At 56.2% G+C, this 25,031-nt stretch carries 24 protein-coding genes; 19 read left to right on the plus strand and 5 right to left on the minus strand.

The annotated features are described in order from the left end of the window. Positions 1-13: 13 nt before the first annotated feature. Entirely contained in the window at positions 14-502 is a 489-nt protein-coding gene (gene yhhY / locus IB212_RS01475) for an N-acetyltransferase (RefSeq protein ID WP_041911548.1), read from the minus strand. 256 nt (positions 503-758) lie between these two features. Between yhhY and IB212_RS01480 the strand changes: the two genes are divergently transcribed. The 5 genes from IB212_RS01480 to gntU all read left to right on the plus strand — a co-directional run bounded on the left by IB212_RS01480 (position 759) and on the right by gntU (position 5,700). Beyond that, positions 759-1,796, plus strand: coding sequence for an oxidoreductase (locus IB212_RS01480; RefSeq protein WP_188246071.1), 1,038 nt, complete (start codon positions 759-761; stop codon positions 1,794-1,796). Positions 1,797-1,919: 123 nt separating this feature from the next. Continuing rightward, a complete protein-coding gene (locus IB212_RS01485; RefSeq protein ID WP_003861565.1) occupies positions 1,920-2,615 on the plus strand; it encodes a pirin family protein in 696 nt (231 codons plus the stop codon). A gap of 91 nt (positions 2,616-2,706) precedes the next feature. Beyond that, positions 2,707-3,702: a gluconate operon transcriptional repressor GntR gene (gene gntR / locus IB212_RS01490; protein WP_041911546.1), complete on the plus strand. Its 996-nt coding sequence runs from the start codon at positions 2,707-2,709 to the stop codon at positions 3,700-3,702. 126 nt (positions 3,703-3,828) lie between these two features. Next, a complete protein-coding gene (gntK, locus tag IB212_RS01495) occupies positions 3,829-4,356 on the plus strand; it encodes a gluconokinase (RefSeq protein WP_028015160.1) in 528 nt (175 codons plus the stop codon). Positions 4,357-4,359: 3 nt separating this feature from the next. After that, positions 4,360-5,700, plus strand: coding sequence for a gluconate transporter (gntU, locus tag IB212_RS01500; RefSeq protein WP_014833577.1), 1,341 nt, complete (start codon positions 4,360-4,362; stop codon positions 5,698-5,700). Positions 5,701-5,806: 106 nt separating this feature from the next. On the opposite strand, the gene plsB is transcribed toward gntU, so the two are convergent. After that, the gene (gene plsB, locus IB212_RS01505; protein WP_188246072.1) at positions 5,807-8,227 is read right to left on the minus strand and encodes a glycerol-3-phosphate 1-O-acyltransferase PlsB; all 2,421 of its coding nucleotides are present in this window, start codon (positions 8,225-8,227) and stop codon (positions 5,807-5,809) included. A 154-nt stretch (positions 8,228-8,381) separates the two neighbouring features. Here plsB and IB212_RS01510 point away from each other — a divergent pair, with 154 nt between their 5' ends. From IB212_RS01510 to IB212_RS01525, 4 genes are all read left to right on the plus strand, one after another. Then, positions 8,382-8,750 (plus strand): diacylglycerol kinase, encoded by a 369-nt coding sequence (locus IB212_RS01510; protein ID WP_014830281.1) that lies wholly within the window; start codon positions 8,382-8,384, stop codon positions 8,748-8,750. 108 nt (positions 8,751-8,858) lie between these two features. Further along, entirely contained in the window at positions 8,859-9,467 is a 609-nt protein-coding gene (gene lexA / locus IB212_RS01515) for a transcriptional repressor LexA (protein WP_028015162.1), read from the plus strand. A 63-nt stretch (positions 9,468-9,530) separates the two neighbouring features. Beyond that, entirely contained in the window at positions 9,531-10,868 is a 1,338-nt protein-coding gene (gene dinF, locus IB212_RS01520) for an MATE family efflux transporter DinF (RefSeq protein WP_041911544.1), read from the plus strand. Positions 10,869-10,988: 120 nt separating this feature from the next. Beyond that, positions 10,989-11,198, plus strand: a complete 210-nt coding sequence (locus tag IB212_RS01525) for a CsbD family protein (protein WP_014882139.1) — start codon at positions 10,989-10,991, stop codon at positions 11,196-11,198. A gap of 48 nt (positions 11,199-11,246) precedes the next feature. Here IB212_RS01525 and zur read toward each other — a convergent pair whose 3' ends face one another. Beyond that, on the minus strand, positions 11,247-11,759 hold the full coding sequence (gene zur, locus IB212_RS01530; RefSeq protein ID WP_041911543.1) for a zinc uptake transcriptional repressor Zur: 513 nt from the start codon (positions 11,757-11,759) through the stop codon (positions 11,247-11,249). A 115-nt stretch (positions 11,760-11,874) separates the two neighbouring features. Between zur and IB212_RS01535 the strand changes: the two genes are divergently transcribed. The 4 genes from IB212_RS01535 to pspG all read left to right on the plus strand — a co-directional run bounded on the left by IB212_RS01535 (position 11,875) and on the right by pspG (position 15,304). Beyond that, the gene (locus IB212_RS01535) at positions 11,875-12,363 is read left to right on the plus strand and encodes a cupin domain-containing protein (protein ID WP_041911542.1); all 489 of its coding nucleotides are present in this window, start codon (positions 11,875-11,877) and stop codon (positions 12,361-12,363) included. Between the two features lie 225 nt (positions 12,364-12,588). Continuing rightward, complete coding sequence (traF, locus tag IB212_RS01540) at positions 12,589-13,848, plus strand: conjugal transfer protein TraF (protein ID WP_153657273.1); 1,260 nt, start codon at positions 12,589-12,591, stop codon at positions 13,846-13,848. 82 nt (positions 13,849-13,930) lie between these two features. Beyond that, the gene (gene dusA, locus IB212_RS01545; RefSeq protein WP_041911540.1) at positions 13,931-14,926 is read left to right on the plus strand and encodes a tRNA dihydrouridine(20/20a) synthase DusA; all 996 of its coding nucleotides are present in this window, start codon (positions 13,931-13,933) and stop codon (positions 14,924-14,926) included. 135 nt (positions 14,927-15,061) lie between these two features. Further along, complete coding sequence (pspG, locus tag IB212_RS01550) at positions 15,062-15,304, plus strand: envelope stress response protein PspG (protein WP_041912090.1); 243 nt, start codon at positions 15,062-15,064, stop codon at positions 15,302-15,304. 184 nt (positions 15,305-15,488) lie between these two features. On the opposite strand, the gene IB212_RS01555 is transcribed toward pspG, so the two are convergent. Beyond that, positions 15,489-16,472 (minus strand): quinone oxidoreductase, encoded by a 984-nt coding sequence (locus tag IB212_RS01555; protein ID WP_041911539.1) that lies wholly within the window; start codon positions 16,470-16,472, stop codon positions 15,489-15,491. Between the two features lie 66 nt (positions 16,473-16,538). Here IB212_RS01555 and dnaB point away from each other — a divergent pair, with 66 nt between their 5' ends. The 6 genes from dnaB (at position 16,539) to IB212_RS01585 (ending at position 22,167) form a co-directional block, all read left to right on the plus strand. Then, entirely contained in the window at positions 16,539-17,951 is a 1,413-nt protein-coding gene (gene dnaB / locus IB212_RS01560) for a replicative DNA helicase (RefSeq protein ID WP_008503375.1), read from the plus strand. 16 nt (positions 17,952-17,967) lie between these two features. After that, on the plus strand, positions 17,968-19,047 hold the full coding sequence (gene alr / locus IB212_RS01565) for an alanine racemase (protein ID WP_028015170.1): 1,080 nt from the start codon (positions 17,968-17,970) through the stop codon (positions 19,045-19,047). 109 nt (positions 19,048-19,156) lie between these two features. Then, positions 19,157-20,350, plus strand: a complete 1,194-nt coding sequence (gene tyrB, locus IB212_RS01570) for an aromatic amino acid transaminase (protein ID WP_041911538.1) — start codon at positions 19,157-19,159, stop codon at positions 20,348-20,350. Between the two features lie 218 nt (positions 20,351-20,568). After that, on the plus strand, positions 20,569-21,282 hold the full coding sequence (gene aphA, locus IB212_RS01575; RefSeq protein WP_041911537.1) for an acid phosphatase AphA: 714 nt from the start codon (positions 20,569-20,571) through the stop codon (positions 21,280-21,282). Between the two features lie 112 nt (positions 21,283-21,394). Continuing rightward, a complete protein-coding gene (locus IB212_RS01580; RefSeq protein ID WP_041911536.1) occupies positions 21,395-21,811 on the plus strand; it encodes a secondary thiamine-phosphate synthase enzyme YjbQ in 417 nt (138 codons plus the stop codon). Positions 21,812-21,813: 2 nt separating this feature from the next. Beyond that, a complete protein-coding gene (locus tag IB212_RS01585; protein WP_041911535.1) occupies positions 21,814-22,167 on the plus strand; it encodes an MmcQ/YjbR family DNA-binding protein in 354 nt (117 codons plus the stop codon). 3 nt (positions 22,168-22,170) lie between these two features. Here IB212_RS01585 and uvrA read toward each other — a convergent pair whose 3' ends face one another. Further along, positions 22,171-24,993 carry an excinuclease ABC subunit UvrA gene (gene uvrA, locus IB212_RS01590; protein ID WP_041911534.1) on the minus strand — a complete coding sequence of 941 codons (2,823 nt, stop codon included), beginning with the start codon at positions 24,991-24,993 and terminating at the stop codon, positions 22,171-22,173. Between the last annotated feature and the right edge of the window lie 38 nt (positions 24,994-25,031).

The following is a 25,031-nucleotide window of genomic DNA, read 5'->3' on the forward strand; positions in this document are numbered from 1 at the left end:
ACCCGGCAAATAACTACTTCATCCGCGCCATATAATACGCATCCACATATTCGCCGTTGCGCAGGGCAAATTTCCTGCCGGTCCCTTCGATTTCAAAACCAAATTTCCGGTACAGCGCCAGTGCAGCAGGGTTATCGGCAAACACCGTCAATTCAATCCGTTCAACGCGCATCCAGTTATCGCACAGGTTGATCATCTCGCGCATCAGCGCACTGCCCACACCGCGTCCCTGTGCATGCGCTGCCACGCTAATACCGAACGTTGCCACGTGGCTGCGTCGCGGGCTGGGTTCCACATGGAACGCAAGGTCACCGACAATGTTCTCGTCAATGCAGGCAACCAGCCGTTTTAGGCCGGGTTTAGGCGTAAGCCGTTCCTGCCACATTTCAAGGGATGGATGAGGTAGCTGTAGCGTGTCGTGATACACCCCCGGATGCATATAGTTCTGGCGTAAGGCTTCAGCATCTTTCGGTTCAGCGTGGCGTATCACTATCTCACTCATTCCTTGTTCCTCAGTCGGTTAAAAGACCCCTCCAACATCAATGAGTTTAAAATTTGAGTCAACCGCTATTTTTTGCAAAAAGTATTGGACAAGTGCGAATGAGAATGATTATTATTGCTTTGCGTTCAGGAGGACCCCTACGGGAACCTGAAAGCACGACATTGCTCACATTGCTTCCAGTATTACTTTAGCCAGCTTCTCGCTGGCTTTTTTTTTGTTATGGTTAGATTCAGTAACCTTCCAAAAGGACTGAGCCATGACACTACATTGCGCATTTATTGGATTTGGCAAAAGCACCACGCGTTACCACCTTCCGTATGTCCTCCACCGTAAAGACACCTGGCATGTGGCCCATATCTACCGCCGCCGCGCGAAGCCGGAAGAGCAATCCCCGCAGTACTCCCAGATTCACTTCACCAGCGATCTCGATGAAGTATTGAATGACCCGCAGGTAAAGCTGGTGGTTGTCTGCACCCATGCCGACAGCCATTTTGACTATGCGAAACGCTCGCTCGAAGCGGGCAAGAACGTGCTGGTGGAAAAGCCGTTCACCCCGACCATTGCCGAAGCAAAAGCGCTGTTTACGCTGGCGAAGAGCAAAGGGCTGACCGTCACACCGTATCAGAACCGTCGCTTTGACAGCTGTTTTCTGACGGCGAAAAAGGCGATTGAGAGCGGCAAGCTTGGCGACATTGTGGAAATCGAAAGCCACTTCGATTACTACCGCCCGGTGGCGGAAACCCAGCCCGGCCTGCCGCAGGACGGCTCGTTCTATGGTCTGGGCGTACACACCATGGACCAGATCATCTCCCTGTTTGGCCGCCCGGACCACGTGGCTTACGACATCCGCAGCCTGCGCAATAAAGCCAACCCGGACGACACCTTCGAGGCGCAGCTGTTCTACGGCGACCTTAAGGCTATCGTTAAAACCAGTCACCTGGTGAAAATCGACTACCCGAAATTTATCGTTCACGGTACCAAAGGTTCGTTCATTAAGTACGGCATTGACCAGCAGGAGACCAGCCTGAAGGCCAACATCATGCCAGGCGAACCGGGCTTTGCGGCGGACGATTCCGTGGGCGTGCTGGAGTATGTGAACGATGAGGGCGTAACGGTCAAAGAAGAGCTGAAACCGGAAACCGGCGACTATGGCCGCGTCTACGATGCACTGTATGAAACTCTCACCAGCGGCGCGCCGAATTACGTCAAGGAATCTGACGTTCTGACCAACCTTGAAATGCTTGAACGGGCCTTCGAGCAGGCTTCTCCTGCCACGGTAACCCTCGCGAAATAAGCAAAAACGGCTCCTCTGGGCTTGTTCATAATTTTTGAACAGAGGAGTCAATTTTCACCCTCTATGATCCCCGACCGTTTGAGTCCACACTTACTCCATCGAAACGAACTGAGGGTGAAAACAATGATCTACTTACGCAAAGCAAACGAACGCGGTCACGCAAATCATGGCTGGCTGGACTCATGGCATTCATTCTCGTTTGCCGACTACTACGACCCGAACTTCATGGGCTTCTCCGCGCTGCGCGTGATTAACGACGACGTGATTGATGCAGGCCAGGGCTTCGGTACCCACCCGCACAAAGACATGGAAATCCTGACCTACGTGCTGGAAGGGGCGGTTGAGCACCAGGACAGCATGGGCAACAAAGAGCAGGTGCCGGCGGGCGAGTTCCAGATTATGAGCGCGGGTACCGGGGTGCGTCACTCTGAGTACAACCCGAGCAAAACGGAAAAACTGCACCTGTATCAAATCTGGATCATTCCAGAAGAGACCGGCATCACGCCACGCTACGAGCAGCGCCGCTTCGACGCGAAACAGGGCAAACAGCTGGTGCTGTCCCCGGACGCGCGTGAAGGTTCCCTGAAAGTGCATCAGGATATGGAGTTGTACCGCTGGGCGTTGGCGAAAGACGAACAGTCCGTGCACCAGATTGCCGCCAACCGCCGCGTCTGGATCCAGGTGGTGAAAGGGGAAGTGTCTATCAACGGCACCAAAGCCACCACCGCCGATGGTCTGGCCGTCTGGGATGAGCAGGCGCTCTCCGTGCACGCCGACAGCGAAAGCGAAATCCTGCTGTTTGACCTGCCTCCGGTCTAAATAATTTCTCAACCTTCCCTTTAAACGGGGAAGGTTGAGCTTTGTCCGTGATAAACTGAGCAAATCTCTCACTTCAAGATTTCTCAGGACGATGAAAAAGAAACGCCCCGTACTTCAGGATGTCGCCGATCGCGTCGGTGTGACCAAAATGACGGTCAGCCGTTTTTTACGTAACCCGGAACAGGTTTCCGTGGCGTTGCGTGGCAAGATTGCCGCCGCCCTTGATGAACTGGGTTATATTCCCAACCGCGCACCCGATATTCTCTCCAATGCGACCAGCCGTGCGGTGGGCGTTCTGCTTCCTTCCCTGACCAACCAGGTTTTCGCTGAAGTTCTGCGCGGCATTGAAAGCGTTACCGATGCGTTTGGTTACCAGACCATGCTTGCTCACTATGGGTACAAGCCGGAACTGGAAGAGGAACGTCTTGAATCAATGCTTTCCTGGAACATTGACGGCCTGATTTTAACCGAACGTACCCACACGCCGCGCACGCTCAAAATGATTGAAGTCGCCGGTATTCCGGTGGTGGAGCTCATGGACAGCCAGTCGCCATGCCTCGACATCGCCGTTGGGTTCGATAACTTTGAAGCGGCTCGTCAGATGACAGCGGCGATCATCGCCCGCGGTCATCGTCATATTGCCTATCTGGGTGCGCGTCTTGATGAACGTACTATCATCAAACAGAAGGGATACGAGCAGGCGATGCTCGACGCAAATTTAACCCCGTACAGCGTGATGGTGGAGCAGTCCTCATCTTACACCTCGGGTATTGAGCTGATGCGTCAGGCACGACGCGAGTATCCGCAACTGGACGGTATTTTCTGTACCAACGATGACCTTGCGGTCGGTGCAGCGTTCGAATGCCAGCGTCTGGGGTTGAAGATCCCTGAGGATATGGCGATTGCCGGCTTCCACGGCCACGATATTGGTCAGGTGATGGAGCCGCGTCTGGCGAGCGTTCTGACACCGCGTGAACGCATGGGCCGCATTGGCGCAGAACGCCTGCTGGCGCGCATTCGTGGAGAGACGGTTACCCCTAAAATGTTAGATTTAGGTTTCACCTTGTCACCGGGTGGATCTATTTGAACTGACAAATTTGAAGTAGCTCACACTTATTCACTTCGCGCACGTTTGGATATTGCTTCTCTTTTGCCCCGGCAGGACAATGTTACCGATAACTGTTACCCGTAACAATTGACTGAGGGACACCCTTTGAGCACGACTAATCACGATCACCACGTTTACGTCCTGATGGGCGTGTCCGGTAGCGGTAAATCTGCCGTGGCGAGCGAAGTGGCGCATCAACTTCAGGCTGCGTTTCTTGATGGTGACTTCCTCCATCCGCGCAGCAACATCATGAAAATGGCCTCCGGCGAACCGCTGAACGATGACGACCGCAAACCGTGGTTGCAGGCGCTGAATGACGCCGCGTTCGCGATGCAGCGCACCAACAAAGTTTCCCTGATCGTCTGCTCCGCGCTGAAAAAAAACTACCGCGACCTGCTGCGCGACGGCAATCCGAACCTCTCGTTCATCTACCTGAAAGGCGATTTCGGGGTGATTGAAAGCCGTCTGAAAGCGCGTAAAGGCCACTTCTTTAAAACCCAGATGCTGGTGACGCAGTTCGAAGCGCTTCAGGAGCCGGGTGAAGATGAAAAAGACGTCTTAGTGGTTGATATCGATCAGCCGCTGGAAGGTGTTGTAGCCAGCACCATCGAGGTCATTAACAAAAGGCAGTAAGTTTTGAGTACATTAACGCTAGTTTTGACAGCAGTGGGTTCGGTATTGCTGCTGCTGTTTTTAGTGATGAAGGCGCGTATGCACGCCTTCGTTGCTTTGATGGTGGTTTCTATTGGTGCAGGTCTCTTTTCCGGTATGCCGCTCGACAAGATCGCCGCGACGATGGAAAAAGGGATGGGAGGCACGCTGGGCTTCCTGGCGATTGTGGTCGCGCTGGGCGCGATGTTTGGCAAGATTCTGCATGAGACGGGCGCGGTCGACCAGATTGCCGTCAAAATGCTCAAATCCTTCGGGCACAGCCGCGCGCACTACGCGATTGGCCTGGCCGGTCTGATTTGCGCACTGCCGCTGTTCTTCGAAGTGGCGGTGGTGCTGCTCATCAGCGTCGCCTTCTCCATGGCGCGCCATACCGGCACTAACCTCGTGAAGCTGGTCATTCCGCTGTTTGCGGGCGTGGCGGCGGCTGCGGCGTTTCTGCTGCCAGGGCCGGCGCCGATGCTGCTGGCCTCCCAGATGCACGCCGATTTTGGCTGGATGATCCTGATTGGCCTGTGCGCGGCCATCCCGGGGATGATTATCGCCGGTCCGCTGTGGGGCAACTTCATCAGCCGTTACGTTGAACTGCACATTCCGGACGACATCACCGAGCCACACCTGGGCGAAGGCAAAATGCCGTCATTCGGCTTTAGCCTTTCTTTGATCCTGCTCCCGCTGGTGCTGGTGGGCCTGAAAACCATCGCCGCGCGCTTTGTGCCGGTCGGTTCTACCGCCTACGAATGGTTTGAGTTCATTGGTCATCCGTTCACGGCGATCCTGGTGGCGTGCCTGGTGGCGATTTACGGCCTGGCGATGCGTCAAGGGATGCCAAAAGACCGGGTGATGGAGATCTGCGGTGCGGCGCTGCAGCCTGCGGGGATTATCCTGCTGGTTATCGGTGCAGGCGGCGTGTTCAAGCAGGTGCTGGTGGATTCCGGCGTGGGCCCGGCTCTGGGTGAAGCCCTGACCGGGATGGGTCTGCCGATTGCGGTCACCTGCTTTGTGCTGGCTGCGGCGGTACGTATCATTCAGGGTTCCGCCACCGTGGCGTGTTTAACCGCCGTGGGTCTGGTGATGCCGGTGATTGAACAGCTGAACTACTCCGGTGCGCAGATGGCCGCGCTGTCTATCTGCATCGCGGGCGGGTCAATTGTGGTCTCGCACGTTAACGACGCCGGCTTCTGGCTGTTCGGCAAGTTTACTGGCGCCACCGAAGCGCAAACGCTGAAAACCTGGACGCTGATGGAAACCATCCTCGGCACCACCGGGGCCATTGTCGGGATGATTGCCTTTACGCTGCTGAGCTGAATGCGGTGATTTAACAAGGCTCAAAACTAAGGCCCGGTAGCGTTAGCGCTTACCGGGCCTTTTTTATTATCCAGGGCATCAGGCCGGGCCATAACCCGGCATTGTGTTACTCGCCCTGCGTGGCGCTCTCAATCGTCAAGCGCACATCCGAGGTAATCAGTTCAGCCAGCATCTGGTAAACCTTCAGCGTCTCTTCCGGCTCGGCATCGCCCGTATCACTGATGAAGCCTTCGTCACGCAGCGTCAGCACCAGCGAGCTGAAGACCGCTTTGTCGAAGAATTCCGGGGCGTTAATGCCGTGCAGAACGGACAGGCGCTGCGCCAGCGTCCGGCTCTCTTTCTCCAGCGTGCCGCGGTTGATGGACGGGTTCGCGCTCAGCAGCCAGAACGTAATGGCGTAGCGCTGCAGCGTTTCGCGCGCACCGGCCGCCAGCAGTTGCAGGGTACGGGAGCGTGACGGATTGATGTGCAGCTCGTAGTTCGCAACGGTGATCAGCCCCTGACGGCGCAGCTCTTCCGTCAGTTTATCCAGCTCAACGGCCAGCTCTTCCTTGCTCCAGCGCAGGAATAGCTCCGCTTTAAGCATCGGGTAGAGCGTCTCAACGTAGCGCAACAGCTCCTGACGTGAAATACGGCGATGCTGGGTGATAATGGCCGCCATGAGCGACGGCAGCATTAGCATATGAGCGATGTTGTTGCGGTAGTACGTCATCAGTACGGCCTGCTCGCGCGGCAGAATGATGATATCGCCGATCGTATCTTTCTCGACTTCGAACTTATTCATCTGCAGCGCGTGATCGATAAGCTCGCTGGCGGTAGCAGAAGGAGCTGTCGAATCAACCGAGTATGGCACGTTGCGCATCATGTCCAGATAGCAGTCCAGCTGCTCCGTGAGCTGTTCACGGGTCAGGGAACGCTGACGTGAAGCCAGCAGCGCCGTACAGCACAGGTTCATCGCATTGGCCGCACCGGCGTTGTTAATGCGCACCATCAGCTCGGACGCGATACCGTTCACCGTTGGCGTCAGCCAGGCCGGACGCACCGCTTCGATAGGATCGATAGACTCGCGCCAATCCGGAACATGATGGTTCAGATACGTCATCAGCGGCATCGGCTCGCCAAAGTTTACGTAGCCCTGACCCAGGTTGCGTAACTTGCTCAGGCCACGCAGCATCTGCGGCAGGCTCTCTTTCTCTTTGGTCGCGCCGCGCAGCTCTTTCGCGTAGGTGCCCACTTCCATCACGTGCTCATAGCCAATGTAAATTGGCACGAGCGTGATTGGACGCGTACCGCCGCGCAGCATCGCCTGAATGGTCATCGACAGCGTGCCGGTCTTCGGATCGAGCAGACGACCGGTACGGGAGCGCCCGCCCTCCACGAAGTACTCTACGGAGTAGCCGCGGCTGAACAGCTCGCCGAGATACTCGCGGAACACGGTGGAGTAGAGCTTGTTGCCCTTGAAGGTACGACGAATAAAGAACGCACCCAGGCGGCGGAAAATCGGGCCTGCTGGCCAGAAGTTCAGGTTAATACCGGCGGCAATGTGCGGCGGTACCAGTCCCTGGTGATAGAGCACGTAGGAGAGAAGCAGGTAGTCCATGTGGCTGCGGTGGCAGGGGACATAGACAATCTCATGACCATCGTGGGCCAGCTGACGTACACGCTCAGCGTTATGCACGTTGATGCCCTGATACAGGCGGTTCCAGGTAAAGCCGAGAATACGATCGGACAGGCGAATCATCTCGTAGGAGAAGTTCGCGGCAATCTCTTCCATCAGCGCAATGGCGTTCTGCTGGGCTTTCTCATGGGAAATTTTCTTGCTGCGCGCTTCGTCTTCAACGGCGCGGGCGATCGCTTTGGAGGCCAGCAGCTTGTTGAACAGGTCCTGACGCGCCGGAAGACGTGGCCCTACGGCCGCCAGGCGCTGACGGGCGAAGTGCATACGCGCCACGCGCGCCAATTTTTGCGCGATGATCTTGTCAGTGCCGTGCTCGTCCGCCATTCGGCGAAGGGAGACGGAAGGGGAGAAGCGCACAAAGCTGTCGCGTCCCAGCCAGGAGACCGCGAAGAATTTCTGGATGCCGTTAAGCATGCGCAGCGGCGGGTTCTCTTCGCCTTTTTCGCGGCCCGGACGGCGACCAAACATCACCGATACCGGCACCATCTGCACATCCAGGTCAGGATTGCTGCGGTGCAGGTCGAGATAGTCGTGGAACAGCTTGATGGACTCTTCTTTCGGTGTGTAATAGGTAAACACGCGCGGCCCGCCGTGAATGAACACGTAGCGCGGCAGCAAAGTGCCGTCAACTTCCAGTGGTTCAAGCGGATCGGGTAAATCATGCGCCAGACACTGGGCACGAAGCGTTAGCAGGTCTGCCTTAGAGTTATAAGGCAAAACGTACATAATAGGGCGCGACGTATCGAGCCCCAGTTCCAGCGCGGGTTCTGCTGGGATAGACTTGCTTTTTACCAGTATGCTTAATGGTAAATTAAGTAATTTGTAGTAAATTCGTGGCCAGCCGGACATAAACGATGTAAAGCCTCTGGTTAATAATGCAATTGCGGCGCAAGGATAACAGAAAGCGCGCAAAATTTCTGTTGTTACCCGTCATACTTCAGGCGGCAGCGAAACGCGCTGCAGCTCCTGTTACTGACGCTCTTCTTTAAAAAAGGTTCTTTTAATGGCCAATAATACCACTGGGTTGACGCGTATCATCAAAGCCGCCGGCTATTCATGGAAAGGTTTCCGTGCCGCGTGGGTCAATGAAGCTGCTTTTCGCCAGGAAGGTGTCGCCGCTATCGTCGCGGTTATCATCGCCTGTTTCCTTGATGTAGATGCCATTACCCGCGTGCTTCTCATCGGTTCCGTACTTCTGGTGATGATAGTGGAAATTCTCAATAGCGCTATTGAGGCCGTGGTCGATCGAATCGGCTCTGATTTTCACGAGCTCTCTGGCCGCGCGAAAGATATGGGCTCCGCCGCTGTCCTGCTGGCGATTATCACCGCAGCCATTACCTGGGTCACGCTGCTTTGGTCACATTTCCGATGATGCTCGAGGAATAATTAAGTCCCTGGTTTTTTGTGCAGTTTTTGGTTCCAAAATCGCCTTTGACTGTATATACTCACAGCATAACTGTATATACACCCAGGGGGCGGAATGAAAGCATTAACGACCAGGCAGCAAGAGGTGTTTGATCTCATTCGGGATCATATCGGCCAGACGGGTATGCCACCCACGCGTGCGGAAATCGCGCAGCGTCTGGGTTTCCGTTCTCCGAATGCTGCCGAGGAACACCTGAAAGCGCTGGCGCGTAAGGGTGTGATTGAGATTGTGTCAGGCGCGTCGCGTGGTATCCGCCTGCTGGTGGAAGAAGAGACGGGCATTCCGCTGATAGGCCGCGTTGCCGCAGGTGAACCGCTGCTGGCACAACAGCATATTGAAGGTCACTACCAGGTCGATCCTGGTATGTTCAAGCCGAGCGCTGATTTTCTGCTGCGCGTTAGCGGGATGTCGATGAAAGACATCGGCATTCTTGATGGCGACCTTCTGGCCGTTCACAAAACGCAGGATGTGCGAAACGGCCAGGTGGTGGTTGCGCGCATTGATGACGAAGTGACCGTTAAGCGCCTGAAAAAACAGGGTAACACTGTTCAGCTGTTGCCCGAAAACAACGAGTTCACCCCGATTGTGGTCGACCTCCGCGAACAGAGCTTCTCTATTGAAGGTCTGGCTGTTGGCGTGATTCGTAACGGCGAATGGCTGTAATCTCTTCCTGACAGGCTACGCTTCCGCTGTAGCCTGCTTCATTTACCCTTCCCGGTATCTCTCATGTCACTGCTGACGGCATCTGATAAGGCATTGTGGCGTCTTGCCCTGCCGATGATTTTCTCCAATATCACCGTGCCCTTGCTGGGTCTGGTCGATACGGCCGTTATTGGTCATCTCGATTCCCCTGTTTATCTTGGCGGCGTGGCGATTGGCGCGACGGCAACCAGCTTCCTGTTTATGCTGCTGCTCTTTTTGCGTATGAGTACTACCGGGCTCACGGCACAGGCGTATGGTGCGAAAGATCCGTTACGTCTGGCGCGTGCACTGGTGCAGCCGCTGATCCTGGCGCTTGGCGCGGGGGGGCTCATTCTTTTACTGCGCACGCCCCTGATAGACCTTGCGCTCCATGTTGTTGGCGGCAGCGAGGCGGTACTGGAGCAGGCGCGTCGCTTCCTGGAAATCCGCTGGCTCAGCGCGCCCGCTTCGCTGGCAAACCTGGTTCTGCTGGGTTGGTTACTGGGTGTGCAATACGCCCGTGCGCCAGTGATTTTGCTGGTTGTGGGAAACCTTCTCAACATTGTGCTCGATCTCTGGCTGGTGATGGGCCTGCATATGGACGTGCGCGGGGCGGCACTGGCAACGGCGATTGCCGAATACGGAACCTTACTCATTGGGCTGTGGATGGTCTGGCGCGTGCTGGCCCTGCGCGGGATATCCCTTGTAATGCTGAAAACCGCATGGCGCGGCAATATCCGTAAACTGCTGGCGCTCAACCGTGACATCATGCTGCGCTCGCTTCTGCTACAACTCTGTTTTGGCGCATTGACGGTTTTTGGTGCCCGTCTTGGGCCTGAGATCGTCGCGGTGAATGCGGTCCTGATGACATTGCTGACGTTTACCGCCTACGCGCTGGACGGCTTCGCCTACGCCGTTGAGGCGCATTCCGGGCAGGCGTACGGCGCGCGGGAAAGTGGCCAGCTTAGGGATGTCTGGCGGGCAGCCTGTCGACAAGCGGGACTGGTCGCGCTGACGTTTGCACTGATTTATGCCTGTTTTGGCCGTAACATTATTGCATTACTCACTTCGATCCCGGCTTTACGCGAACTGGCGGACCACTACATCGTCTGGCAGGTGATCTTGCCGGTGGTGGGAGTGTGGTGTTATCTGCTGGACGGCATGTTTATCGGTGCGACGCGCGGAGCGGAAATGCGCAACAGTATGGCGGTTGCGGCGGCGGGGTTTGGTTTGACGCTGCTGACGCTTCCGTGGCTGGGTAATCACGGTTTGTGGCTGGCGCTTGCGGTCTTTCTCTCCCTGCGCGGCCTCTCGCTTGCCTTTATCTGGCATCGCCACTGGCAAAATAATACCTGGCTTCCTTCCCGTCACGATATATCGTGACGGTTAAAGATTCCGAATATGAAATCAACTGCCGAATCCTTAGCTACAGTTATTATCACGTCCAGCAGAAAAGAACGTAACGGACGTTACGACCCGACGCTTAACTAAGAGGACACGATGATGAATAAAGACGAAATCGGCGGCAACTGGAAGCAGTTCAAAGGTAAAGCGAAAGAACAGTGGGGTAAGCTGACTGATGACGATATGACCGTCATTGAAGGCAAGCGCGATCAGCTTGTCGGTAAAATTCAGGAACGTTACGGCTACGCGAAAGATCAGGCGGAAAACGAAGTCAAAGACTGGGAAACCCGTAACGATTACCGCTGGTAACGCTGAATAACCCACAGAGGCGGCTTAAGAGCCGCCTTTCTTTTGCTGCTAACGCGGCTTTTTCTTTATCAGAATTGAGTGGTCGTGCTGACACGCATCCTGATGTCGACAGGCTTCCACCTCAACGCATGCAGAACACAGCCCGTGCGCTTCAATCACGTTATGACGCAGGGCAAAACCCATTTTTGCCGCCAGCAAGTGCATAATGTCCTCTACGCCTTCCGCTCCCTCTTCTTTCACTACGCCGCAACGATCGCAGATAAACATGGCCGATGTATGCGTTGGCTGATCGAAAAGATGGCACAGGACATAGCTGTTTGTGGATTCGACTTTATGCACAAACCCTTGTTCCAGCAGGAAATCCAGCGCGCGATACACCGTGGGCGGTTTAGCCTGCGGCTCGCTTTCGCGGAGCAGGTCGAGCAGATCGTAGGCGCTGATCGCCCCCTGTTGCAGGCTCATCAGGCGCAAGACTTCAAGGCGCTGCGGGGTCAGGCGCACATTGCGTTGCGCGCACAGCTTTTCGGCCTGCGCTAACAGCTCTTTTGTGGACTTATCCATTTAGCACCTCGGATGTTCGGGGAAATAAAACCATCACTTTATCATGTTCTGGCAAAAACACCGATATCCGCCAGGCTGTGCTATACCTGACGCATCGCAAACCGGGAATGTAACAATGAAAAAACCAGACTGTATCAAGCACTGGCGCGACGTAGAAGGGCCAGATGACGCCACCTACCCCGACAGTAACGAGCTTTTTTCCATCGGATCGCCGCTGGCGCGCAGCCTGGGCCTCAGGCGTATAGGCATTCATCATGAACGTTTACCGCCGGGTCGTCGGACGTCCTATCCCCATGCGGAAAGGGACGAAGAAGAGTTTATCTACGTGCTTGAAGGCTATCCTGAAGCCTGGATTAATGGTTATTTGTGGAAACTCGAACCCGGAGACAGCGTGGGCTTTCCCGCCGGAACGGGGGTGTGCCACACCTTTATCAACAACACCGAGGAAGAGGTTCGGCTACTGGTGGTGGGGGAGAGCAACAAGAAGCACAACCGCATCTACTATCCGCTTAATCCGGTTTATGCCGCCACGCGGGAAGATCGCTGGGTAGACCATCCGCCACAGTTTTTTGGGCCGCACGATGGAAAACCTGGGAAAAAATAATTTCCTCTTCTATAAATATTGAGGGCCGTCACAAATTACAACAGGCCGTAAGGAAGTTTTACTTAGGGAATGAATTAGCGGGTCTTTTTATCTTTATTCACAGCAATAGTTCGCGCCTGTTTGGGGGATAACAGACAGGGGTTATTTCATAACAGACTATAAGACGGGCATACTGTGAAAAAACATTTTAAATTTTCGGTGGTTAGCATCGCTGTCTCCTTGTTTATGGCAAATCAGGCGGGAGCAGCCAATACCTGGACAGAATCACGTAGCGACGCGATGGGGGGCACCGGCGTTGCTTCGGGCAACTATGGTAGCGGGGCGTTAATTAACCCCGCATTGCTGGCAAAGGCAAAACCGGACGATGACGTGACGGTCATTTTGCCGTCCGTTGGGGTGCAGGTAACGGATGAGGACAATCTTCAGGATGAGATTGATACCATCAACGACAAAATCAATCACTATAAGGATGTGGTTGATAATCTTACACCAATCGAAGTTATTACTAATCCGTTAGGCTCCATAAATCAGTTCCAGGGCGCGGCCAAAGATCTGGCCGATGAACTGGACTATCTCAAGGGCAAAACCGCTCGCGCGACGGCAGGAGCAGGCCTTGCCGTGAGTATCCCTAACGATGTGCTTTCCGTGGCCTTTATGGCGAAAGGGTACGCCCATGGCCGGGTAAGTTCGTCTATCGACCAGCAGGATATTGATTATCTGCGCGGTATTCAAAGAAGCAATCTGGTGGCTGCCGGCGTTGCCCTGGACGCTGCGCTGAACGGCACGGACCAGATCACTAAAAACCTCAACTCAACGGCGTCCGGTCGGGCGGCGATTATCTCCGACTACGGTATTGCCGTTGCCCGCCAGTTTGACCTTGGCGGCGTTCCGGTTTCCGTGGGCGTGACGCCAAAACTGCAAAAAAGCTGGATCTATAACTACACCACCTCGATCTACGATTACGACAGTAATAAGTGGAACGATAGCCGCTACCGTACAGACGATACCGGCTTTAACGTCGATGCCGGTATTGCCGCTGATTTTGGCGAAAACTGGACGGTCGGCGTGAGCGGGCAAAACCTGATGTCGCGCGATATCGACACCAAAGATATCCGCATCCGCAACGGGCGTACGGGGGAAGTGGTGAGCTATAAAGACACCTACCAGATCCGTCCGCTGGTGACCGCGGGCGCTGCCTGGCACAACGATCTAGTGACCCTGACCGCCGATGGCGATCTGACCGAAACCAAAGGCTTTAAGAGCGAAGATACGTCGCAGTATGTTGGGGTCGGTGCTGAAGTGACTCCGCTGAGCTGGCTGGCGGTGCGTGCCGGTTATCGTGCGGATATGAAAGGGAACGACAGCAACGTCTTTACCGGCGGTGTCGGTTTCGCGCCGTTCAATACCGTTCATGTTGACCTGATGGGCCTGTATGGCGAGGACGAAACCTGGGGCGCAGGGGCTCAGCTGAGCATGACGTTCTAAAGTACACCGGAGGCGCTGCGCCTCCGGCTTTTCTTTGTGCTATAGTAGCGCCCCTTTTCCACCAGATGCTTAAAACTTCGCCATGTCGTCAGAACACCAGACCGCTTTTCCTGCACACCGTTTCTCTATTGCGCCGATGCTCGACTGGACGGACAGACACTGCCGCTATTTCCTGCGCCAGCTCTCCCGCCATACGCTGCTGTACACCGAAATGGTGACCACGGGCGCAATTATTCACGGTAAGGGCGACTACATGGCATACAGTGAAGAAGAGCATCCGGTTGCGCTGCAGTTGGGGGGCAGCGATCCGGTCGCGCTGGCCCAGTGTGCAAAGCTGGCGGAAGAACGCGGCTACGACGAGATCAACCTGAACGTTGGCTGCCCTTCCGACCGCGTGCAAAACGGCATGTTCGGCGCCTGTCTGATGGGCAACGCACAGCTGGTGGCGGACTGCATCAAAGCGATGCGCGATGTGGTCTCCATTCCGGTGACGGTCAAAACCCGTATCGGCATCGACGACCAGGACAGCTACGAATTCCTGTGTGATTTCATCAATACGGTGTCAGGGAAAGGCGAGTGTGAGATGTTTATCATCCACGCCCGCAAAGCCTGGCTTTCAGGCCTTAGCCCGAAAGAGAACCGTGAGATCCCGCCGCTGGACTACCCGCGCGTGTACCAGCTGAAACGTGATTTCCCGCACCTGACGATGTCAATCAACGGCGGTATTACGTCGCTGGAAGAGGCGAAAGCGCACCTTGAGCATATGGATGGCGTGATGGTCGGGCGCGAGGCGTATCAAAATCCGGGCATTCTGGCGACCGTCGACCGCGAAATCTTTGGCGTTGCAGGCGCAGACACCGATCCTGTTGCCGTCGTGCGTGCCATGTACCCTTACATTGAGCGCGAGTTGAGCAATGGCACCTATCTTGGCCACATCACCCGCCATATGCTTGGCCTGTTCCAGGGTATTCCGGGCGCGCGCCAGTGGCGTCGCTACCTCAGTGAGAACGCGCATAAAGCTGGTGCCGATATTGAGGTGCTGGAACATGCGCTGCGGCTGGTGGCGGATAAGCGATAATTTCGCTAAAAGATCGTCAAATTCACCACGCCCTGCGGATCCTCGCGGGGCGTTTTGCTTTAAGAACAATAGGTTAGCTTTGGCATGATTCTTGTAATGATTGCAGCATCATTCGGGAACTCGTGGGAGAGCACCATGCTTGAACTACTTTTTGTGATTGGCTTTTTTGTCATGCTGATGGTCACGGGCGTGTCGCTGCTCGGCATTCTGGCCGCGCTCGTTGTGGCCACGGTAATTATGTTTATCGGCGGATTATTTGCCCTGACGATCAAACTGCTGCCGTGGCTGCTGCTGGCTATCGCCGTGGTGTGGGTAATACGGGCGATTAAAGCGCCAAAACTGCCGACTTATCAGCGCAATAACCGCTTCCGTTACTAAGGTATTGAGGGGCTCGTCACATACTTGTAACTTTTCCGGCAGCATGGCTTAGAACAGAATAGGATTTACTTATCGAATCTGTCACTATGACTGCCGTTAAAGAATTCATCGCGCTGTACCCTACATACAGCCGAACTAAAAAAAGAAAGGGCTTCCCACGGGAAGCCCAATTTCTTTTTGGGGCTCATGGAATCAACAAACTCGACCCCTGCGTTGCCCGGCTCTCCAGCACCTCATGCGCACGCTGCGCATCGGCTAGCGGGTATTTCTGCGCTTCTGCCACATCCACCTTAATGACGCCGCTGGCGATCAGCGAGAACAGCTCGTTGCTGGCTTCCTCAAGTTCTTCCCGGTTGGTGATGTAACCCTGCAAAGAAGGGCGCGTCACGTACAGCGACCCTTTCTGATTCAGAATGCCGAGATTGACGCCGGTGACAGCGCCTGAGGCGTTACCAAAGCTCACCATCAGTCCGCGACGCTGCAGGCAGTCCAGCGACGCTTCCCAGGTGTCTTTCCCCACCGAGTCATACACGACGCGTACTTTTTTGCCGCCGGTGATCTCTTTTAGCCGTTCGACGATGCTCTCTTCCCGGTAGTTGATCACCTGCCACGCGCCCGCGTCCAGCGCACGCTGGGCTTTTTGTGCACTGCCTGTGGTGCCGATCAGCTTCGCGCCTAAGGCTTTCGCCCACTGGCAGGCAATCAGCCCCACGCCACCGGCGGCAGCATGGAACAGGAACTGCTCATCGGGCTTAATTTCGTAGGTTTTACGCAGCAGGTAGTAAACGGTTAAGCCTTTCAGGAAGGAGGCCGCCGCCTGCTCAAAGGAGATGGCGTTAGGCAGCAGGGCGGCTTTATCCGCCGGGACGTTGTGGACGGAGCTATAAGCGCCCAGGGCAGACTGTGCATATACCACACGATCGCCTTCTTTGATGTGCTTAACCGCACTGCCCACTTTGCTGACGATGCCGGCCGCTTCAGTGCCCAGGCCGCTCGGCATTGACGGAGGTGGGTAGAGACCGCCGCGAATATAGGTATCAATGTAGTTAATGCCGATAGCTTTGTTTTCAACCTGAATTTCGTTCTCGCCAGGCGCAGCGGGGGTAAACTCCACCGCTTTCAGCACTTCAGGACCGCCGTGTTTCTGGAACTCAATGCGCGTTGCCATGCTCCCTCCGTAAGAAAAATATGGTAATCTTTCGACCCACTCTTTATCTCGGTAACTCCATTCACTATGGCAGGAAACAAACCCTTCAACAAACAGACTGAACCTCGCGAGCGTGATTTCCAGGTCGCAGGGTTAAAAGTCCCGCCGCACTCGATTGAAGCGGAACAGTCGGTGTTGGGCGGTTTAATGCTGGATAACGAACGCTGGGACGACGTCGCCGAGCGCGTGGTGTCTGAGGATTTCTACACCCGTCCGCACCGTCATATCTTTACCGAAATGGCGCGCCTGCAGGAGTCGGGTAGCCCGATTGACCTGATCACACTCGCGGAATCGCTGGAGCGTCAGGGACAGCTGGACAGCGTCGGCGGGTTTGCCTATCTGGCAGAACTGTCAAAAAACACGCCAAGTGCGGCGAACATCAGCGCTTATGCTGACATCGTGCGTGAACGCGCCGTTGTCCGAGAGATGATCTCGGTGGCGAATGAGATCGCCGAAGCCGGTTTTGATCCGCAGGGTCGAACCAGTGAAGACCTGCTCGATCTTGCCGAGTCCCGCGTCTTCAAAATCGCCGAAAGCCGCGCCAACAAAGACGAAGGCCCCAAAAACATCGCCGACGTGCTCGACGCCACCGTTGCGCGTATAGAGCAGCTTTTCCAGCAGCCGCACGACGGTGTGACCGGGGTGAACACAGGCTATGACGATCTGAACAAAAAAACTGCCGGTTTACAGCCGTCGGATTTAATTATCGTCGCGGCGCGTCCGTCGATGGGTAAAACGACATTTGCGATGAACCTCGTCGAAAACGCGGCGATGTTGCAGGATAAGCCGGTGCTTATTTTCAGTCTCGAGATGCCCTCGGAGCAGATTATGATGCGTTCTCTGGCATCCCTGTCGCGCGTGGATCAGACCCGCATCCGTACCGGCCAGCTCGACGACGAGGACTGGGCACGCATCTCCGGCACCATGGGTATTCTGCTGGAAAAACGGAACATCTACATCGATGACTCCTCCGGCCTGACGCCGACGGAAGTGCGCTCCCGCGCGCGCCGCATCGCCCGTGAACACGGCGGCATCGGCCTTATCATGATCGACTACCTTCAGCTGATGCGCGTCCCGTCGCTCTCAGACAACCGTACGCTGGAAATTGCAGAGATTTCCCGCTCGCTCAAGGCGTTAGCTAAAGAGCTGCACGTGCCGGTAGTGGCGCTGTCGCAGCTTAACCGCTCCCTGGAACAGCGTGCAGACAAACGCCCGGTCAACTCCGACCTGCGTGAATCCGGCTCCATTGAGCAGGATGCCGACTTAATCATGTTCATCTACCGTGATGAGGTCTATCACGAGAACAGCGACCTGAAAGGGATCGCCGAAATTATTATTGGTAAGCAACGTAACGGCCCCATCGGTACGGTACGTCTGACCTTTAACGGACAGTGGTCGCGTTTCGACAACTATGCCGGTCCTCAATATGATGATGAGTAATTTCTAAGGAATTCAAATGCAAGCGGCAACTGTTGTGATTAACCGCCGCGCTCTGCGACACAACCTGCAACGTCTGCGTGAACTGGCGCCCGCCAGCAGGCTCGTTGCAGTCGTGAAAGCGAACGCTTACGGACACGGTCTTCTCGAGACCGCGCGAACGCTCCCCGATGCCGACGCCTTTGGCGTCGCCCGTCTCGAAGAAGCTCTCCGCCTGCGCGCAGGCGGCATTACGCAACCGATTCTGCTCCTCGAAGGCTTTTTTGAAGCCTCGGATCTGCCGACCATTGCAGACCAGCAGCTGCACACGGCGGTACACAACGAAGAACAACTGGCCGCGCTGGAAACGGCTGAACTGAGCGAGCCGGTCACCGTCTGGATGAAGCTCGACACGGGCATGCACAGGCTGGGCGTGCGCCCGGAAAACGCGGAGGCGTTTTATCAGCGTTTGTGCCAGTGCAAAAATGTGCGTCAGCCGGTCAATATCGTCAGCCACTTTGCCCGTGCCGATGAGCCCGAATGCGGCGCAACCGAGCAGCAGCTTGATATCTTCAACACCTTCTGCGAAGGCAAGCCGGGAATGCGCTCCATTGCGGCATCCGGCGGCATTCTGCTGTGGCCGCAGTCCCACTTCGACTGGGCGCGTCCGGGGATTATCCTGTATGGCGTTTCCCCACTAGAGAATAAACCCTGGGGGCCGGACTTAGGCTTTAAGCCGGTGATGTCGCTGGTATCAAAGCTGATTGCCGTGCGGGAGCACAAAGCGGGCGAGCCGGTGGGTTACGGCGGTACCTGGACCAGCGAGCGCGACACGCGGCTTGGCGTGGTGGCGATGGGCTACGGCGACGGCTATCCGCGCGCGGCACCAACGGGCACGCCGGTGCTGGTCAATGGTCGTGAAGTGAAAATTGTCGGCCGCGTGGCGATGGACATGATTTGCGTGGATCTTGGGCCCGGCGCGCAGGATAAAGCGGGCGACGATGCGGTGATGTGGGGTGAAGGTCTGCCCGTTGAACGCATTGCTGAGATTACAAAAGTAAGTGCTTACGAACTTATTACGCGTCTGACGTCACGGGTGGCGATGAAATACATCGACTGAGCTTTAACGGGATGCGATGCATCCCGCTTCTGTTAACATCCCCTCGATCTTATTCCGCTTCCGGTTTATTGTTGAAAACCCTGCCTCATAATAATCCGGAGAACATCGCGTGTTTCAGAAAGTAGACGCCTACGCCGGCGACCCTATTCTCTCCTTGATGGAGCGTTTCAAAGAAGATCCTCGCAGCGATAAAGTGAACCTCAGCATTGGTCTTTATTACAACGAGGACGGCATCATTCCTCAACTGAAAGCCGTTGCCGAAGCCGAAGCGCGTCTTAACGCAACCCCGCACGGTGCTTCGCTTTATTTGCCGATGGAAGGGTTAAACACCTACCGTAATACGATTGCGCCGCTGCTGTTTGGTGCGGACCACGCGGTGCTCGCGCAAAAGCGCGTGGCGACTATCCAGACGCTGGGCGGCTCGGGTGCGCTGAAGGTAGGCGCAGATTTCCTGAAAAAATATTTCCCGGATTCCGGCGTGTGGGTCAGCGACCCGACGTGGGAAAACCACGTGGCCATCTTTGAAGGCGCGGGCTTTAAGGTCGAGATCTATCCGTGGTTCGACAGCGAAACCAACGGCGTGCGCGTCGAAGCGCTGCTGGAAAAACTGAACACCCTGCCGGCGCGCAGCATCGTGCTGCTGCACCCATGCTGCCATAACCCGACCGGGGCGGACCTCACCAATGCCCAGTGGGATGCGGTGATCGAGGTGCTGAAGGCACGTAACCTGATCCCGTTCCTCGACATCGCCTATCAGGGCTTTGGCGCGGGCATGGAAGAAGATGCTTACGCCATCCGCGCCGTTGCCAGCGCCGGGCTGCCAGCGCTGGTCAGCAACTCCTTCTCAAAAATCTTCTCTCTCTACGGTGAGCGTGTTGGCGGTCTGTCCGTGGTGTGTGAAGACGCCGAAGCCGCGGGGCGCGTTCTCGGCCAACTGAAAGCGACGGTCCGCCGTATTTACTCCAGCCCGCCGAACTTTGGTGCGCAGGTGGTGGCGACCGTTCTGGGCGACGAACAGCTGAAAGCCACCTGGCTTGCGGAAGTGGAAGCGATGCGCAAGCGCATTCTGTCGATGCGTCAGGAACTTGTTAACGTGCTGAAAGAGGCGGTGCCGGGGCATAACTTCGACTATCTGCTCAAGCAGCGCGGGATGTTCAGCTATACCGGACTGAGCGCGGCACAGGTCGATCGCCTGCGTGACGAGTTCGGTGTCTACCTGATCGCCAGCGGCCGTATGTGCGTGGCGGGCCTGAATGCCGGCAACGTCCAGCGCGTGGCGCAGGCGTTTGCTGCTGTAATGTAAATGCTCACTAACCCAGCCCTCTCCCACCGGGAGAGGGCTGGGGTGAGGGCATCAGACCGCATAAACACGTCCCCCGGCACTTTGTGATCGTCTTCTTTTTATTCATCTTTATAAGTAAAAACTCCTTTCCTTCCCCTCCCGCCGGGGTTATGGTCGGATAGATTTTTGACCATCCACTCAAAATATAAAGATAACAAACTGAATATACAGGGGAAAATATGCGCAAGATCACACTGGCGCTCAGCGCCGCCTGCTTATTGTTCTCGCTTAATAGCGCCGTCGTCGCGCGAGCTTCCGCACCGACGCCGCTTTACACCGGTACCACCGCCGCCATCCTTGCCGAGCAGGCACCCATTCACTGGGTTTCCGTGGCCCAAATCGAAAACAGCCTGATGGGCCGCCCGCCAATGGCCGTGGGCTTCGACATTGACGATACCGTGCTGTTCTCAAGCCCTGGCTTCTGGCGTGGCAAGAAAACGTATTCTCCGGACAGCGAAGCGTATCTGAAGAACCCGGAGTTCTGGGAAAAAATGAATAACGGCTGGGATGAGTTCAGCATTCCGAAAGAGGTGGCCCGCGCGCTGATCGCCATGCACGTTAAGCGCGGCGACAGCATTTACTTTGTCACCGGCCGTAGCCAGACCAAAACGGAGACCGTCTCCAAAACCCTGCAGGACGATTTTCAGATCCCGGCAGCCAGCATGAATCCGGTCATTTTTGCCGGTGATAAAGAGGGACAAAACACCAAAACCCAGTGGCTGGAGCAGAAAAACATCAAAGTGTTCTACGGTGATTCGGATAACGACATTACCGCGGCGCAGGATGTGGGAGCCAGAGCGATCCGGGTGCTGCGTGCCTCTAACTCGACCTATCGACCGCTGCCGATGGCAGGAAAGTTTGGCGAGGAGGTGATTGTTAACTCCGAGTATTAGTTCTTGAGCGGCGGGTTTGATTCTTTTTTGAACAAATCCGCCGCTGCGGGTTTTACCTTTCGCCTTCTTGCTGCACACTTAGAAAGATTCATCTTTCAGAACGGAGCAGCTCATGTGGTATCAACAGACCCTGACCTTAAGCGCTAAACCCCGCGGGTTTCACCTTGTGACGGACGAAGTCATCGGGCAACTCCGCGACCTGTCGCGCGTCAAAACGGGTTTACTGCATCTGCTGCTTCAGCACACGTCAGCCTCCCTCACGCTTAATGAAAATTGCGACCCTACCGTCCGGTCTGATATGGAACACCATTTCCTGAAGACGGTTCCGGACAACGCCCCCTACGAGCACGATTATGAAGGCGCAGATGACATGCCTTCGCATATCAAATCTTCTCTGCTGGGCGTATCGCTGATGCTACCGGTTCATAACGGGCGGCTAATGCTGGGAACGTGGCAAGGGATCTGGCTGGGAGAACATCGCATTCACGGTGGTTCGCGTAAAATTATCGCAACGCTACAAGGGGAATAAAGATGACAATTTCGGATATACTTCAGTACTGCATGAGCAAGCCTGGCGCGGAACAAAGCGTTCACAGCGACTGGAAAGCCACGCAGATCAAAGTGGGAGACGTGCTGTTTGCGATGGTGAAAGAGGTTGAAGGGCGCCCGGCGGCGTCGCTGAAAACCAGCCCGGAACTGGCGGATCTATTACGTCAGCAGCATGATGATGTGAGGCCGAGCCAGCACCTCAATAAGGCGCACTGGAGTACCGTTTATCTGGACGGCTCGCTGCCCGGCTCGCAAATTTACTATCTGGTGGATGCGTCCTATAAGCAGGCGGTTGAGCTGCTGCCGGAAGCGACCCGACAGCAGCTCTCCGTGTAACAATTACAGCAACGGTTTAAGGAAGCGCGCGGTGTGCGAGGCTTCGCACTCTGCAACGGTCTCTGGCGTACCGGAGACGAGGATTTCACCCCCGCCGCTGCCGCCTTCCGGGCCGAGATCGACAATCCAGTCCGCGGTTTTAATCACGTCCAGATTATGTTCGATGACCACAATCGTGTTGCCCTGATCGCGCAGCTGGTGCAGCACCTCAAGCAACTGCTGGATATCCGCAAAGTGCAGGCCGGTGGTCGGTTCATCCAGAATGTAGAGCGTCTGGCCGGTACCACGCTTGGACAGCTCGCGCGCCAGCTTCACGCGCTGCGCCTCACCGCCGGACAGGGTTGTTGCTGACTGCCCCAGGCGAATGTAGGTCAGGCCTACGTCCATCAGCGTCTGCAGCTTACGCGCCAGCGCAGGGACGGCGTCAAAGAACTCGCGCGCCTCTTCGATGGTCATGTCCAGCACTTCGTGGATGGTCTTGCCTTTGTATTTAATCTCCAGCGTTTCGCGGTTATAGCGCTTGCCTTTGCACTGGTCGCACGGCACGTAGATATCCGGCAGGAAGTGCATCTCAACCTTGATCACGCCGTCGCCCTGACACGCTTCACAGCGGCCGCCGCGCACGTTAAAGCTGAAACGTCCTGGTGTATACCCGCGCGAACGCGCTTCCGGTACGCCGGCGAAGAGTTCACGTACGGGCGTGAAGACGCCGGTATAGGTCGCCGGGTTGGAACGCGGCGTACGGCCAATCGGGCTCTGGTCGATGTCGATAACCTTGTCGAAATGCTCCAGCCCCTGAATATCGCGGTACGGTGCAGGCTCGGCCAGCGTCGCGCCGTTCAGCGCCGTCTGCGCAATCGGGAACAGCGTATCGTTGATCAGCGTCGATTTACCGGAACCGGACACGCCGGTAATGCAGGTAAACAGGCCAACCGGCAGCGTCAGGGTGACGTCCTTCAGGTTGTTGCCGCGCGCTCCTGTGAGCTTCAGCACTTTTTCCGGGTTCGCCGCGACGCGCTGTTTTGGCACTTCAATTTTGCGCTTGCCGCTCATGTACTGGCCGGTCAGCGACTCGGGCACCGCCATAATGTCCTTCAGCGTACCTTCCGCCACCACTTGGCCGCCGTGCACGCCCGCGCCCGGGCCGATGTCGATCACGTGGTCTGCGGCGCGAATTGCGTCTTCGTCGTGCTCCACCACGATTACCGTGTTGCCGAGATTGCGCAGGTGGATCAGTGTGCCGAGCAGACGCTCGTTGTCGCGCTGGTGCAGGCCGATGGACGGTTCATCCAGCACGTACATCACGCCGACTAAGCCCGCGCCAATCTGGCTCGCCAGACGGATACGCTGGGCTTCACCGCCGGAGAGCGTTTCCGCCGAGCGGGAAAGCGTCAGGTAGTTCAGGCCAACGTTCACGAGGAACTTGAGGCGATCGCCGATCTCTTTCAGCACTTTTTCGGCGATTTTCGCACGCTGGCCGGAAAGCTTCAGGTTATTGAAGAAGTCCATTGCGTGGCCGATGCTCATGTCTGAGATGGTCGGCAGCGCCGTGTTTTCCACAAACACGTGGCGCGCTTCGCGACGCAGACGCGTGCCCTCGCAGGTGGCGCAGGAGCGGTTGCTGATGAACTTCGCCAGCTCCTCGCGCACCGCGCTGGATTCGGTCTCTTTGTAGCGGCGCTCCATATTGTGCAGCACCCCTTCGAACGGGTGGCGACGCACGGAGGTATCGCCGCGATCGTTCATGTATTTGAACTCGATGTTCTCTTTGCCGGAACCGAACAGGATCACTTTGTGCACGTTCGGGCTCAGGCTCGCCCACGGCGCTTCAACGTCGAATTTGTAGTGCTCCGCCAGCGACTTCAGCATCTGGAAGTAGTAGAAGTTACGCTTATCCCAGCCGCGAATCGCACCGCCCGCGAGCGACAGCTCGGGGTTCTGGATCACGCGATCCGGATCGAAATACTGCTGCACGCCCAGACCGTCACAGGTCGGGCACGCACCCGCCGGGTTGTTGAACGAGAACAGGCGCGGTTCCAGCTCGCGCATGCTGTAGCCGCAAATCGGGCAGGCGAAGTTGGCGGAGAAGAGCAGCTCTTCCGCTTTCGGGTCGTCCATGTCGGAGACCACGGCCGTGCCGCCAGAGAGTTCCAGCGCGGTTTCAAAGGATTCAGCCAGACGCGTGGCGAGATCGTCACGCACCTTAAAGCGGTCAATCACCACTTCGATGGTGTGCTTCTTTTGCAGCTCAAGCTTTGGCGGATCGGACAGGTCACACACTTCGCCGTCGATACGGGCGCGGATATAGCCCTGGCTTGCCAGGTTCTCCAGCGTTTTGGTGTGCTCGCCTTTACGCTCTTTGATGATCGGTGCCAGCAGCATCAGGCGTTTGCCTTCCGGCTGCGATAGCACGTTATCCACCATCTGGCTCACGGTCTGTGCCGCCAGCGGGACATCGTGGTCCGGGCAGCGCGGCTCACCCACGCGGGCATACAGCAGACGCAGATAGTCATGAATTTCGGTAATGGTACCGACCGTTGAACGCGGGTTATGCGAGGTAGACTTCTGCTCAATAGAGATAGCAGGCGATAACCCTTCAATATGATCGACATCCGGTTTTTCCATCAGCGACAGGAACTGACGTGCGTACGCCGAGAGCGATTCAACGTAACGACGCTGTCCTTCGGCATACAAAGTGTCGAAAGCCAGTGAGGATTTGCCAGACCCCGAAAGCCCGGTCACGACGATGAGTTTGTCGCGAGGGATTATGAGGTTGATATTCTTGAGATTATGGGTGCGGGCGCCCCGAACTTCGATCTTATCCATTCACCTTTCCCGGTTGGAACACGGATTGCCTGGTTTGT

This window comes from Enterobacter sp. E12 (assembly GCF_014596715.2).
Lineage (GTDB): Bacteria > Pseudomonadota > Gammaproteobacteria > Enterobacterales > Enterobacteriaceae > Enterobacter > Enterobacter bugandensis.

What these genes read in the sequence shown, in the direction of transcription:
- yhhY (WP_041911548.1), bottom strand. Translation starts at nt 502, where the DNA reads ATGAGTGAGATAGTGATACGCCACGCTGAACCGAAAGATGCTGAAGCC.
- IB212_RS01480 (WP_188246071.1), top strand. Translation starts at nt 759, where the DNA reads ATGACACTACATTGCGCATTTATTGGATTTGGCAAAAGCACCACGCGT.
- IB212_RS01485 (WP_003861565.1), top strand. Translation starts at nt 1,920, where the DNA reads ATGATCTACTTACGCAAAGCAAACGAACGCGGTCACGCAAATCATGGC.
- gntR (WP_041911546.1), top strand. Translation starts at nt 2,707, where the DNA reads ATGAAAAAGAAACGCCCCGTACTTCAGGATGTCGCCGATCGCGTCGGT.
- plsB (WP_188246072.1), bottom strand. Translation starts at nt 8,227, where the DNA reads ATGTCCGGCTGGCCACGAATTTACTACAAATTACTTAATTTACCATTA.
- IB212_RS01510 (WP_014830281.1), top strand. Translation starts at nt 8,382, where the DNA reads ATGGCCAATAATACCACTGGGTTGACGCGTATCATCAAAGCCGCCGGC.
- lexA (WP_028015162.1), top strand. Translation starts at nt 8,859, where the DNA reads ATGAAAGCATTAACGACCAGGCAGCAAGAGGTGTTTGATCTCATTCGG.
- dinF (WP_041911544.1), top strand. Translation starts at nt 9,531, where the DNA reads ATGTCACTGCTGACGGCATCTGATAAGGCATTGTGGCGTCTTGCCCTG.
- IB212_RS01525 (WP_014882139.1), top strand. Translation starts at nt 10,989, where the DNA reads ATGAATAAAGACGAAATCGGCGGCAACTGGAAGCAGTTCAAAGGTAAA.
- zur (WP_041911543.1), bottom strand. Translation starts at nt 11,759, where the DNA reads ATGGATAAGTCCACAAAAGAGCTGTTAGCGCAGGCCGAAAAGCTGTGC.
- IB212_RS01535 (WP_041911542.1), top strand. Translation starts at nt 11,875, where the DNA reads ATGAAAAAACCAGACTGTATCAAGCACTGGCGCGACGTAGAAGGGCCA.
- traF (WP_153657273.1), top strand. Translation starts at nt 12,589, where the DNA reads ATGGCAAATCAGGCGGGAGCAGCCAATACCTGGACAGAATCACGTAGC.
- dusA (WP_041911540.1), top strand. Translation starts at nt 13,931, where the DNA reads ATGTCGTCAGAACACCAGACCGCTTTTCCTGCACACCGTTTCTCTATT.
- pspG (WP_041912090.1), top strand. Translation starts at nt 15,062, where the DNA reads ATGCTTGAACTACTTTTTGTGATTGGCTTTTTTGTCATGCTGATGGTC.
- IB212_RS01555 (WP_041911539.1), bottom strand. Translation starts at nt 16,472, where the DNA reads ATGGCAACGCGCATTGAGTTCCAGAAACACGGCGGTCCTGAAGTGCTG.
- dnaB (WP_008503375.1), top strand. Translation starts at nt 16,539, where the DNA reads ATGGCAGGAAACAAACCCTTCAACAAACAGACTGAACCTCGCGAGCGT.
- alr (WP_028015170.1), top strand. Translation starts at nt 17,968, where the DNA reads ATGCAAGCGGCAACTGTTGTGATTAACCGCCGCGCTCTGCGACACAAC.
- aphA (WP_041911537.1), top strand. Translation starts at nt 20,569, where the DNA reads ATGCGCAAGATCACACTGGCGCTCAGCGCCGCCTGCTTATTGTTCTCG.
- IB212_RS01580 (WP_041911536.1), top strand. Translation starts at nt 21,395, where the DNA reads ATGTGGTATCAACAGACCCTGACCTTAAGCGCTAAACCCCGCGGGTTT.
- IB212_RS01585 (WP_041911535.1), top strand. Translation starts at nt 21,814, where the DNA reads ATGACAATTTCGGATATACTTCAGTACTGCATGAGCAAGCCTGGCGCG.
- uvrA (WP_041911534.1), bottom strand. Translation starts at nt 24,993, where the DNA reads ATGGATAAGATCGAAGTTCGGGGCGCCCGCACCCATAATCTCAAGAAT.